The organism is Pseudomonas sp. LBUM1664, from assembly GCF_059695895.1.
In genome coordinates, this window is the sequence record NZ_CP166791.1 from 2,231,030 (window position 1) to 2,243,267 (window position 12,238).

9 protein-coding genes are annotated in these 12,238 nt (G+C 57.6%); 7 read left to right on the forward strand and 2 right to left on the reverse strand.

Going from position 1 to position 12,238, the window contains the following annotated elements:
* Positions 1–60 precede the first annotated feature (60 nt).
* From tig to ACA047_RS10595, 7 genes are all read left to right on the forward strand, one after another.
* Entirely contained in the window at positions 61–1,371 is a 1,311-nt protein-coding gene (gene tig / locus ACA047_RS10565) for a trigger factor (protein WP_497359065.1), read from the forward strand.
* Positions 1,372–1,464: 93 nt separating this feature from the next.
* Entirely contained in the window at positions 1,465–2,106 is a 642-nt protein-coding gene (gene clpP / locus ACA047_RS10570) for an ATP-dependent Clp endopeptidase proteolytic subunit ClpP (protein ID WP_003183177.1), read from the forward strand.
* 107 nt (positions 2,107–2,213) lie between these two features.
* Positions 2,214–3,497, forward strand: coding sequence for an ATP-dependent Clp protease ATP-binding subunit ClpX (clpX, locus tag ACA047_RS10575; RefSeq protein WP_013692650.1), 1,284 nt, complete (start codon positions 2,214–2,216; stop codon positions 3,495–3,497).
* A 161-nt stretch (positions 3,498–3,658) separates the two neighbouring features.
* On the forward strand, positions 3,659–6,055 hold the full coding sequence (lon, locus tag ACA047_RS10580) for an endopeptidase La (RefSeq protein ID WP_497359068.1): 2,397 nt from the start codon (positions 3,659–3,661) through the stop codon (positions 6,053–6,055).
* A 150-nt stretch (positions 6,056–6,205) separates the two neighbouring features.
* Positions 6,206–6,478 (forward strand): HU family DNA-binding protein, encoded by a 273-nt coding sequence (locus ACA047_RS10585; RefSeq protein ID WP_002552737.1) that lies wholly within the window; start codon positions 6,206–6,208, stop codon positions 6,476–6,478.
* 224 nt (positions 6,479–6,702) lie between these two features.
* Positions 6,703–8,574: a SurA N-terminal domain-containing protein gene (locus tag ACA047_RS10590; protein WP_497359070.1), complete on the forward strand. Its 1,872-nt coding sequence runs from the start codon at positions 6,703–6,705 to the stop codon at positions 8,572–8,574.
* Between the two features lie 222 nt (positions 8,575–8,796).
* Positions 8,797–9,633, forward strand: a complete 837-nt coding sequence (locus ACA047_RS10595; protein ID WP_497359072.1) for a DUF2242 domain-containing protein — start codon at positions 8,797–8,799, stop codon at positions 9,631–9,633.
* Between the two features lie 298 nt (positions 9,634–9,931).
* Here ACA047_RS10595 and ACA047_RS10600 read toward each other — a convergent pair whose 3' ends face one another.
* Together ACA047_RS10600 and ACA047_RS10605 are read right to left on the reverse strand one after the other, a co-directional pair.
* On the reverse strand, positions 9,932–10,969 hold the full coding sequence (locus ACA047_RS10600; protein WP_497359074.1) for an AraC family transcriptional regulator: 1,038 nt from the start codon (positions 10,967–10,969) through the stop codon (positions 9,932–9,934).
* A 2-nt stretch (positions 10,970–10,971) separates the two neighbouring features.
* A complete protein-coding gene (locus ACA047_RS10605; RefSeq protein ID WP_497359076.1) occupies positions 10,972–12,102 on the reverse strand; it encodes a carbon-nitrogen hydrolase family protein in 1,131 nt (376 codons plus the stop codon).
* Positions 12,103–12,238: the final 136 nt, after the last annotated feature.

Genomic DNA, 12,238 nt, shown 5'->3' on the forward strand with positions numbered 1-12,238 from the left:
CATGCCCTTGATTCTGGGGTCGGAAACGCCCGGCCAACGTCTGTGCAACGAGGAATATCCATGCAAGTTTCTGTTGAAAATACTACTGCTCTTGAGCGCCGCATGAGCATCACCGTGCCGGCTGAGCGCATCGAGACTCAGGTCAACAAGCGTCTGCAGCAGACTGCCCAAAAGGCCAAAATCCCAGGTTTCCGTCCAGGCAAAGTGCCTATGAGCGTGATCCGTCAGCGTTACGAAGCTGATGCGCGTCAGGAAGCAGTGGGCGACGTGATCCAGTCTTCGTTCTACGAAGCGGTTGTCGAGCAGAAGCTGAACCCGGCTGGTGCTCCGTCCGTCGAGCCTAAAGTGCTGGAAAAAGGCAAAGACCTGGAATTCGTTGCCACGTTCGAAGTGTTCCCTGAGTTCACTGTTGCCGGTTTCGAGTCCATCGCCGTCGAGCGCCTGAGCGCTGACGTTTCGGATGCCGACCTGGACAAGATGCTGGACATCTTGCGTAAGCAGAACACCCGTTTTGAAGTGGCCGATCGCGCTGCCCAGAACGAAGATCAACTGAACATCGATTTCGTCGGCAAGGTCGACGGTGAAGTGTTCGCGGGCGGTTCCGCCAAGGCTACCCAGCTGGTGCTGGGCTCCGGTCGCATGATCCCTGGTTTCGAAGAAGGCCTGGTTGGCGCGAAAGCCGGTGAAGAGCGCGTGCTGAACCTAACCTTCCCTGAGGATTACCAGAACCTGGACCTGGCTGGCAAAGCCGCCGAGTTCACCGTGACCGTCAACAGTGTTTCCGAGCCGAAACTGCCTGAGCTGAACGAAGAGTTCTTCACTCAGTTCGGCATCAAGGAAACAGGTCTGGAAGGTTTCCGCACCGAAGTTCGCAAGAACATGGAGCGTGAGCTGCGTCAGGCCATCAAGTCCAAGGTCAAGAATCAGGTCATGGACGGTCTGCTGGCTTCCAACCCGATCGAAGTGCCAAAGGCTTTGCTGGACAACGAAGTGAACCGTCTGCGCGTGCAGGCCGTTCAGCAGTTCGGTGGCAACATCAAGCCGGACCAGTTGCCGGCCGAGCTGTTTGAAGAACAAGCCAAGCGCCGCGTTGTGCTGGGCCTGATCGTCGCCGAAGTGGTCAAGCAGTTCGAGCTCAAGCCTGACGAAGCCCGCGTTCGCGAGCTGATCCAGGAAATGGCGTCGGCCTACCAAGAGCCTGAGCAAGTCGTGTCCTGGTACTACAAGAACGACCAGCAGCTGAACGAAGTCCGTTCGGTTGTGCTGGAAGAGCAAGTTGTGGATACTGTTCTGCAGAAAGCTAGCGTGACCGATAAAGCGGTCTCTTACGAAGAAGCAGTCAAGCCGGTGGAAGCTCCACAAGCCGATTGATCGTTCTGCGGTAAGAAATACACACCCATAAGCCAGCCTTCGTGCTGGCTTATGCGTATTCAAGACATAACTATTTGGGAGTGACTGCGAGACATGTCCCGCAATTCTTTTTATCAGCAGAGCTCTGACATCCAGGCCGCAGGCGGCCTGGTCCCGATGGTTATCGAGCAGTCCGCCCGCGGCGAACGTGCCTATGACATCTACTCGCGTCTGCTCAAGGAACGCGTCATTTTCCTGATTGGCCCCGTTGAAGACTACATGGCCAACCTGGTCGCGGCGCAATTGCTGTTCCTTGAAGCGGAAAACCCGGACAAGGATATCCATCTGTACATCAACTCACCCGGCGGTTCGGTGACTGCAGGTATGTCGATCTACGACACCATGCAATTCATCAAGCCGGACGTTTCCACCATCTGCATCGGCCAAGCGTGCAGCATGGGCGCGTTCCTGCTCGCCGGTGGCGCAGCGGGCAAGCGTCACTGCCTGCCTAACTCGCGCATGATGATTCACCAGCCATTGGGCGGTTTCCAGGGTCAGGCGTCGGATATCGACATCCATGCCAAGGAAATCCTTCATATTCGTTCGCGCCTGAACTCGCTGCTGGCCCATCACACCGGTCAAAGTCTCGAAACCATTGAGCGTGATACCGAGCGTGACAATTTCATGAGCGCTGAGCGTGCAGCCGAATACGGTCTGATCGACTCTGTGATCAACAAGCGTCAAATGCCTGCCTAAGCCGCTCAATATGCAGGTGGTTGGGATGACCGGCCGCCTGCGGGCTTGAAAAAGCCCGCAATTGCCTTCATCTTGTGTTGCAAGCCTATCGGATTTGGATCGATCGAATGACTGACACCCGCAACGGCGAGGACAACGGCAAACTGCTTTATTGCTCCTTCTGTGGCAAAAGCCAGCATGAAGTACGCAAATTGATTGCCGGCCCCTCGGTCTTCATTTGCGACGAGTGCGTCGACCTGTGCAATGACATCATCCGCGAGGAGGTGCAGGAAGCCCAGGCCGAAAGCAGCGCGCATAAATTGCCTTCGCCTAAAGAAATCAGCGGCATCCTTGATCAGTATGTGATTGGTCAGGAACGTGCGAAAAAGGTACTGGCCGTAGCGGTGTATAACCACTACAAGCGCCTGAACCAGCGTGACAAAAAGAATGACGACGTCGAACTCGGCAAGAGCAACATTTTGCTGATCGGCCCGACAGGCTCGGGTAAAACCTTGCTTGCCGAAACCTTGGCCCGCTTGCTGAACGTTCCGTTCACCATCGCCGACGCAACCACCCTTACCGAGGCTGGTTATGTAGGTGAAGATGTCGAGAACATTATTCAGAAGTTGTTGCAGAAGTGCGATTACGATGTGGAAAAGGCCCAGATGGGCATTGTCTATATCGACGAAATCGACAAGATTTCCCGCAAGTCCGACAACCCGTCCATCACCCGGGATGTTTCCGGTGAAGGCGTGCAGCAGGCCTTGCTCAAGTTGATCGAAGGTACGGTCGCTTCCGTTCCGCCTCAAGGTGGCCGCAAGCATCCGCAGCAGGAATTCCTGCAGGTCGACACCCGTAACATCCTGTTCATCTGCGGCGGTGCGTTCTCCGGTCTGGAAAAGGTTATTCAAAACCGTTCCACCCGTGGCGGCATTGGTTTCAATGCTGAAGTTCGCAGCAAGGAAGAGGGCAAGAAGGTCGGTGAATCCCTGCGTGAAGTCGAGCCTGACGACCTGGTCAAGTTCGGTCTGATCCCTGAGTTCGTCGGTCGTCTGCCGGTTCTGGCGACGCTGGACGAGTTGGATGAAGCAGCGTTGATGCAGATCCTGACCGAGCCGAAGAACGCTCTGACCAAACAGTACGCCAAGCTGTTCGAGATGGAAGGTGTCGACCTGGAGTTCCGTTCCGACGCACTGAAATCGGTCGCTAAACGTGCCCTGGAACGTAAAACCGGTGCCCGTGGGTTGCGCTCGATCCTCGAAGGCGTATTGCTCGATACGATGTATGAGATCCCCTCGCAGTCCGAGGTGAGTAAAGTCGTGATCGACGAAAGCGTTATCGAAGGCAAGTCCAAGCCATTGTATATCTACGAAAACAATGAGCCGGCTGCCAAGGCCGCACCGGACGCATAAGCGTCCTGCTGCCGGAACAAAGAAGGGGCCTTCGGGCCCCTTTGCTTTTAGCGTGTTTTAGACGTGTCTTTGCGCTTGTTTTTTTTCAAGGCTGCCCCCATCTTGGTTTCAAGCTTACTTCCATCTGTTTCCGGCCTTAGGGCCGCCGTAGAGGCAAAATCATGAAGACAACCATCGAATTGCCTCTCCTGCCATTGCGCGATGTCGTGGTGTATCCGCACATGGTTATCCCGCTGTTCGTGGGGCGCGAGAAGTCCATCGAGGCCCTCGAGGCTGCGATGACGGGTGACAAGCAGATTCTTCTGCTTGCTCAGAGAAATCCGGCCGATGATGATCCCGGCGAAGACGCACTTTATCGCGTAGGTACGATTGCAACGGTTTTGCAACTGCTCAAGCTGCCTGACGGCACCGTCAAGGTTCTGGTCGAAGGCGAGCAACGCGGTGCAGTCGAGCGTTTCAGCGAAGTGGACGGCCATTGCCGGGCTGAAGTGTCGCTGATCGAAGAGGTCGATGCGCCTGAGCGTGAATCAGAGGTGTTTGTCCGCAGCCTGCTGTCTCAGTTCGAACAATACGTGCAACTGGGCAAGAAGGTGCCTGCCGAGGTCCTGTCGTCGCTTAACAGCATCGACGAGCCAGGGCGGTTGGTCGATACGATGGCCGCCCACATGGCGCTCAAGATCGAGCAGAAGCAGGAAATTCTCGAAATCATTGATTTGTCGGCCCGTGTCGAACACGTGCTGGCATTGCTCGACGGCGAAATCGATTTGCTGCAGGTCGAGAAACGCATTCGCGGTCGCGTCAAGAAGCAGATGGAGCGTAGCCAGCGCGAGTACTACCTGAATGAGCAGATGAAGGCCATCCAGAAGGAGCTTGGCGATGGCGACGAAGGCCACAACGAAATCGAAGAGCTGAAAAAGCGTATCGATGCCGCTGGTCTGCCCAAAGATGCGCTGACCAAGGCCCAGGCCGAGCTGAACAAGCTCAAGCAAATGTCGCCGATGTCTGCAGAAGCCACCGTCGTGCGCTCCTACATCGACTGGCTGGTGCAGGTGCCGTGGAAGGCCCAGAGCAAGGTGCGTCTGGATTTGGCGCGTGCCGAAGACATCCTGGATGCCGACCATTACGGTCTGGAAGAAGTCAAGGAACGCATCCTCGAATACCTCGCCGTGCAAAAGCGCGTGAAAAAGATTCGTGGTCCGGTTCTGTGCCTGGTCGGTCCTCCCGGGGTGGGTAAAACATCCCTGGCAGAGTCGATTGCCCACGCTACCAACCGTAAATTCGTACGCATGGCCCTCGGTGGCGTGCGCGACGAGGCTGAAATCCGTGGGCATCGCCGTACTTACATCGGATCGATGCCAGGAAGATTGATTCAAAAGATGACAAAGGTTGGCGTGCGCAACCCGCTGTTCCTTTTGGACGAAATCGACAAGATGGGCAGCGACATGCGTGGCGATCCCGCATCTGCGTTGCTCGAAGTGCTCGATCCTGAGCAGAATCACAATTTCAACGACCACTATCTGGAGGTCGACTACGACCTGTCGGATGTGATGTTCCTCTGCACCTCCAACTCCATGAACATTCCGCCGGCATTGCTGGACCGGATGGAGGTGATTCGTCTGCCGGGCTACACCGAAGACGAGAAGATCAACATCGCCGTCAAATACCTTTCGCCTAAGCAGATCCAGGCCAATGGCCTGAAGAAAGGCGAATTGGAATTCGACGAGGAAGCGATTCGCGACATCATCCGGTACTACACCCGCGAAGCCGGTGTGCGTGGCCTGGAGCGGCAAATTGCCAAGGTCTGCCGCAAGGCGGTCAAGGAGCATGCGCTGGAAAAACGCTTCGCGGTCAAGGTCACTGCAGACCTGCTGGAGCACTTCCTGGGTGTGCGCAAATTCCGCTACGGCCTTGCCGAACAGCAAGATCAGATCGGTCAGGTGACCGGCCTTGCTTGGACTCAGGTCGGTGGTGAGTTGCTGACCATCGAAGCGGCCGTGGTGCCTGGCAAAGGGCAACTGATCAAGACCGGTTCCCTGGGTGACGTGATGGTCGAGTCGATCACAGCAGCGCTGACCGTGGTTCGCAGTCGAGCCCGCAGCCTGGGCATCCCCCTGGACTTCCACGAGAAGCGCGACACGCATATCCACATGCCTGAAGGGGCTACGCCCAAAGATGGCCCGAGCGCTGGCGTAGGCATGTGCACGGCCCTGGTATCAGCGTTGACCGGCATTCCGGTGCGCGCCGATGTCGCCATGACGGGTGAAATCACGCTGCGTGGCCAGGTCTTGGCCATTGGTGGCCTGAAGGAAAAACTGTTGGCGGCTCACCGTGGCGGCATCAAGGTGGTGATCATTCCAGAAGAGAATGTCCGCGACCTGAAGGAAATTCCTGACAACATCAAGCAAGATCTTCAGATCAAACCGGTTAAATGGATTGACGAAGTCCTGCAAATTGCGCTGCAATACGCGCCGGAGCCCTTGCCGGATGTGGCTCCGGAGATTGTCGCGAAGGACGAAAAGCGAGAGTCTGACTCTAAGGAAAGAATTAGTACGCATTAATGCGTATTTGTCTGGGGGGGCTTTCCTTGACAGTTTTTTAGAGCCCTTGTTATAAAGCGGCTCTTAAGTGTCTGCAGGCCATTCAGCACTCGTTTTTGTTTTCACCAAAAAAACTTAGAATCATCTCAAATAGATATAAGGGGACTTAGAGTGAACAAGTCGGAACTGATTGATGCTATCGCTGCATCCGCTGATATCCCGAAAGCTGCTGCTGGCCGTGCGCTGGACGCTGTAATCGAATCCGTCACTGGCGCTCTCAAGGCTGGCGACTCCGTTGTTCTGGTTGGTTTCGGCACCTTCTCCGTGACTGATCGTCCAGCCCGTATCGGTCGCAACCCGCAGACCGGTAAGACACTGGAAATCGCTGCTGCCAAAAAGCCAGGCTTCAAAGCTGGTAAAGCACTGAAAGAAGCCGTTAACTAAGGTTTCGTTGAGTTTATCCGGGTCGGGGTCATGCCTGGCTTGGCAGCGGGGCGGTAATACGGCCGGTTGACACCGGTCAGTCACGCCAGGGCTCGCGGGTTCGAACCCGGTCCGCTCCGCCAGTTACGAGAAGGCGCATCCTCGGATGCGCCTTTCTTCTATCCGGATTCTACCCACACTCCACGGTTGCCTAATTTTGAAGTTCAACCGTTTCTGGGGGACGCATGCTGCAGAATATCAGGGACAATTCACAAGGCTGGATTGCCAAAACCATCATCGGAGTCATCGTCGCATTGATGGCGTTGACCGGTTTCGATGCCATTTTCAAAGCCACCACCAATAGCAATGACGCGGCCAAGGTCAACGGCGAAGAAATCAGTCAGAACGAGCTGAGCCAGGCGGTCGACATGCAACGTCGTCAGCTCATGCAACAGCTGGGCAAGGATTTCGATGCCTCGTTGCTGGATGAAAAGATGCTGCGCGACTCGGCGCTCAAGGGCCTGATCGATCGCAAGCTGTTGCTGCAAGGTGCGCACGAAGCGAAATTCGCGTTCTCCGAAGCCGCGTTGGATCAAGTCATCCTGCAAACGCCTGAGTTCCAGGTCGACGGCAAGTTCAGTGCCGAGCGTTTCGATCAGGTGATCCGTCAGTTGGGTTACAACCGCATGCAATTCCGCCAGATGCTGGCTCAGGAAATGCTGATTGGTCAGTTGCGTGCAGGTCTGGCTGGCAGCGGTTTTGTCACCGATGCCCAGGTGCTGGCGTTCGCCCGCCTGGAAAAACAGACCCGTGATTTCGCTACCTTGAATATCAAGGCCGATTCCTCCGCCGTGAAGCTGACCGATGACGAGGTCAAGGCTTACTACGATAAACACGCCAAGGAATTCATGACGCCTGATCAGGTGGTCATCGATTACCTCGAGCTGAAGAAAGCCTCCTTCTTCGATCAGGTCAGCGTGAAGGATGAAGACCTGCAGGCGGCCTATCAGAAAGAAATTGCGAACCTGTCCGAACAGCGTCGGGCTGCGCACATTCTGATTGAAGTGAACGATAAGGTTACCGAAGCCCAGGCCAAGGCGAAGATTGAAGACATCCAGGCGCGCCTGGCCAAAGGCGAGTCGTTTGAAGCCTTGGCGAAGGAGTTCTCTCAGGACCCGGGTTCGGCGAACAACGGCGGTGATCTCGGTTATGCCGGTCCTGGTGTCTATGATCCGGAATTCGAAAAGGCGCTGTACGCCTTGAGCAAGGACCAGGTCTCGGCACCGGTGCGCACTGATTTCGGTTTCCACCTGATCAAGCTGCTGGGTGTCGAAGCGCCTGAAGTACCTACGCTTGCCAGCCTCAAGGACAAGCTGACCCGCGAGCTGAAAACCCAGCAGGTGGAACAGCGTTTCGTCGAGGCGACCAAGCAACTGGAAGACGCCTCTTTTGAAGCCTCCGATCTGGCGCAGCCGGCCCAGGACCTGAAACTGACCGTTCACACGTCGGCGCCGTTCGGCCGTGAAGGTGGCGAAGGGGTCGCGGCTAACCGTGCCGTGGTCACCGCAGCGTTCAGCCCGGAAGTGTTGGATGAGGGTGCCAACAGCACTGCCATCGAGCTGGACCCGGAAACCGTTGTGGTGCTGCGCGCCAAAGAGCACCGCAAGCCTGAGCAAATGCCGCTGGAAAGCGTGGCAGGGCCCATTCGTACTCAGTTGACCAAGGAACACGCCAGTGCGGCAGCCAAGACCCGGGCCGATGAGTTGATCGTCAGCCTGCGCGAAGGCAAGACTGCGCTGGATAAACCTGTCGACGGTCAAAGCTGGAAAGTCACCGCAGCGGTGACCCGCAGTCAGGAAGGTATCGACCCGGCTGTACTGCAGGCTCTGTTCCGTATGCCCAAGCCTGATTCTAAGGACAAGCCGACGTTTAGCAGCGTGACCTTGCCCGACGGCAGTCTGGTACTTGTGCGTCTGAACGGCGTGAACGAAGCGGCCGCACCGACCGACGAAGAAAAGGCCGAGTACCGCCGCTATCTCGCGTCCCGTATTGGCCAGCAGGACTTCGCGGCTTACCGCAAGCAGTTGGAGAGCCAGGCGGACATCAAGCGTTTTTGATGTTCTGACGGCTTGCTAGGCAAAAGACCCCGGCCGAAAGGCCGGGGTCTTTTTATTTGTGCTGATTGCCCAGCACAGGGTGTTCGTCGATCCATTTGAATTCGCGTCTTTTTCCCGCAAACAACCCCCAGTAGACTTGTAACTCTTTAGGTACGATTACCGCGCTGCCAAGCAGCGTTCTGTTGCACAATACGCCCCGGACCGTTTTTCTCAGGATGTTCAATGTTCAGACCATTTCACATTTGTACCGTCGGGCTTGCATTGGCGCTGGCCGCCGCAGCCGGATGCTCGTCCAAGAAGGCCGCCATTTACGAGCATGAAAATTTCGATGACTCCGGGACGTTTTCGCGTACTTACCCAGTGAGTGATGCGGCGACCTGCGAAGCCGGGCGCCGGGCATTGCTCAGTCAGGGCTATATCATCACCAGCAGTGATCCGAAGCTGGTCAGCGGCCACAAGAGCTTTCAGCAGACCGGCGAGACCCACATGGAGATCAGTTTCAACCTGGTCTGTGCCGAAGACGGCGGTTCCGGACACCGCGCGACCATGTTCGCCAACGCCTTGCAAGACCGTTATGCCCTGAAGAAAACCAACAACTCCGCCAGCCTGGGCGTGGGGGTGCTGGGGTCGGTGTCGATGCCGATCGGTTCGTCAGATGATTCGATGGTCAAGGTGGCCAGCGAAACCGTATCGGCGGCCAAGTTCTATGATCGTTTCTTTGCACTGGTGGAGCTGTTTCTGCCTCCTGAAGCGAAGAAAGCCGCTGAGAAAGCCGAAAAACCAAAAACCGAGCTGGGCGTTCCGGAAACCAAGGTCGAACCGGCTGCTTTGACGCCGGCCCCGACACCGGAGCCTGTGACGCCTACTGCGCCAGCGCCTGTCGAAGCCGCACCGGCGGCATCAGAGCCGGTCGCGCCACCCGCCGAGCCGGCACCGATCGCGCCCAGTGAAGTTGCGCCGTCGGTAGAGCCGTCATCGTCGACGGAAACAGTCACACCCCCACCGGCCAGTGAGTTACCGGCTCCGAGCGAGCCGATTCAGCCGCTTTCCGCTTCCTGAGAGCCAGTGGTGGGGGAGAAATCTCTTGCCACACCTCCACACGGTAATTTCTCGACGCTGTGCTACGTTTAATTCATGAAGCCTTTGCTTCATGTTTTGTTCATAAAGCAGCTTTATGCTGATATCAGCGCCATCAGGCATTGGTTTCAACGACAGGGGAAGGACTCGCAATGGATGATTATCAGGAAGAGCTGCTGGAATACCAGGCGTATGAACTGGACCCGCTGGAGCCTGCCGAAGATGCGACGGAGCTTTAAGGCAGCGGCAAGCTACAACTCATAAGCGGCAAGCTTGAAGCTCAATTAAGCCTATGGCTGCGACGAAACTCTCCCGGCGTCTGATCATTCCAGCGCTTGAAGGCGCGTTGAAACGCCTCGGCTGAGGCGAATCCCAGCAGGTAGGCGATTTCGCCAAAGGCCAGTTCGGTATCGCGGATGTACGTCATGGCCAGGTCGCGGCGGGTGTCGTTGAGGATGGCGCGAAATTGCGTGCCTTCTTCCGCCAGTTTGCGGCGCAGGGTCCAGGTCGGCAGTTTCAGGCGTGCCGCCACTTCTTCCAGGTCGGGCTCCCGGCCGCCGTTGAGCAACGGTCCCAACAGTTGGATGATGCGCTCTCGCAAGCTGCGGGTGCGGGTCAACTGCTCCAGTTCCCGTTCACACAACTGAACCAGGTGTCGCCAGGTACTGGGGCAATGCTGTCGGTTGCGCTGGGCGAGGCTGTCCAGGCTCAGGCGCAGCTGATTCTGTTCGGCGCCAAACTGGATCGGGCAATCACCAAGCGCGTGGTAGGCCTCCAGGTATGCCGGTTCCGGGAATTCGATTTCTATGCGTTCGGCCCGCAGTGCAACGCCGCTCACGCTCGATAGCTGCGCAAGCCAGCCGGCAATGATCGAATCCACGACGAAGCGGTTGTAGGCGTTATACGGGCTGATGGAATAGAACCGCAGCCACGCGCCCCGGGCGTCCTCATGGAAACTCGATTGGCCGCGATAGTTGGAGCCATACAGCGGCTCGAAGCGGATTATGCAGCGCGCGGCTTCGCGTACTGTCGGCGCCTGGGCAGCGGTGACGCCAGCCAGCCCGGCCTGGCTCAAGCGGCTGAGCTGGCCCATGCGCAGGCCCAGGGCCGGATCCTGGGTCTGTTGGATCGCGGCGTGGCCCATGCGCATGTAACGCGGGATCGACAGTCGAGCCCCGGGCTCGGCCAGGCGTGCGGCATCGAGGCCGAACTGTTCAAGCAAGGGTTGGGGGTCCTGCCCATGGCTGGCAACCGCATCGGCCAGGCTATGGACAAAACCCACTGACAGGTCCCCCAGGCGCATCGGTTGCGGTTTCATGTTCATAACCACAGGTTCAGCAGGAGAGCGCCACGGGCGTCGCTATCAGGGAAGTGCTGGCCGTTGTGGCTGATGAAACTCTGGCCTGCGCTGCCGCTGTCCCAGAACTGGCCGCGCAGGAACACGCTGACGCCGCCCGTGGCCTGGCTGATGGGCAACCGACTGGTCAGGGTCAGGCGATGCCAGGCCTGGCCTTCAGTCACCTCACCCGGCTTGAGGCTCACTTCGCTCGGCGTGGACAGGCCTTTATAGCCATTCCAGGGTTTGTCCCAGGTGTCGTGCCCGGTGATGAAGGCGGGCACCACGATCAGTTGCGCGCCTTGCTCGTTGAGCTGCCGATAATGGATCGGGTACCAACTGTCGCTGCCAATCAGCACACCCAGGCGCCCGGCGGGGGTGTCGATGACGCGGGCCGCGTCCGGGCGGTCAGCCCCCAGCACGTCCCGCTGCTCGAACACCGGATGGTGTTGGCGCTGGGGTTGGCCGATCGGCCGGCCATCGCTGCCAAACACCAGGCTGCTGTTGTACAGCGCGCCACGGCCAATCTTCAGTTCACCTTCGCTGACGCTGGGTTCGGGCAGCACGATGGAGCCGGCCACCAGGGTTACGCTGAACTCCTTGGCCAGCCCACCAAACAGCGCCTGATAGTCGTGGGCCATGGTGTCGGCCTTCATGCGCAGGTAGGCATCGTCCAGTCGGTCGTCGCCTTTGGCATTGACCAGCGCCCGGATAAACGCCAGCGGGTTGCTGACCGCCAGCCAGTTCATGGCTTCCTTCAACGTAGCGGCCTGATACAACTCGTCTTTTTCACCGCTGACCATCAACCAGGTGCCAATGTGCTCGGGCAAGACCACGATGGTCTTGTCATTGAGAAGGCCCTCGTCGCGAGCGGTCTGCAAATAGGCCGCCAGTTTGCGATGCAGGCGCTCGGGGCTCTGGTAGTCGGTGGGAAATAATTCGGGCTGGATGCCCAGCAGATTGCCTCGACCGGCGGGAGTGCCTTGGTCGACGGCCAGGTTGATGCGAAGGTCTGACAGGTAATGACCCGCCGGACGATCTGCCGTCCATAATGCATAGGTGATCAGGACGGCGATCAAGGCCAGTGAGAACAGCAGGTACAGAAATTTGCGCATGGGGACAGTCAGCGGCCGTGTGCGGATTCACTGACTAGGGTAGGGCCCACGATGGGTGTTGCCAAGGGGCGCTGCGCGTTTGGATCAATAAGTTGTCAGTTACGGTCATTGAGCGCCCGCATCCCGGCTCTTAGGC

Excerpts from the sequence above, each read along its gene's own strand:
- tig (WP_497359065.1), top strand. The coding sequence starts at position 61 with ATGCAAGTTTCTGTTGAAAATACTACTGCTCTTGAGCGCCGCATGAGC.
- clpP (WP_003183177.1), top strand. The coding sequence starts at position 1,465 with ATGTCCCGCAATTCTTTTTATCAGCAGAGCTCTGACATCCAGGCCGCA.
- clpX (WP_013692650.1), top strand. The coding sequence starts at position 2,214 with ATGACTGACACCCGCAACGGCGAGGACAACGGCAAACTGCTTTATTGC.
- lon (WP_497359068.1), top strand. The coding sequence starts at position 3,659 with ATGAAGACAACCATCGAATTGCCTCTCCTGCCATTGCGCGATGTCGTG.
- ACA047_RS10590 (WP_497359070.1), top strand. The coding sequence starts at position 6,703 with ATGCTGCAGAATATCAGGGACAATTCACAAGGCTGGATTGCCAAAACC.
- ACA047_RS10595 (WP_497359072.1), top strand. The coding sequence starts at position 8,797 with ATGTTCAGACCATTTCACATTTGTACCGTCGGGCTTGCATTGGCGCTG.
- ACA047_RS10600 (WP_497359074.1), bottom strand. The coding sequence starts at position 10,969 with ATGAAACCGCAACCGATGCGCCTGGGGGACCTGTCAGTGGGTTTTGTC.
- ACA047_RS10605 (WP_497359076.1), bottom strand. The coding sequence starts at position 12,102 with ATGCGCAAATTTCTGTACCTGCTGTTCTCACTGGCCTTGATCGCCGTC.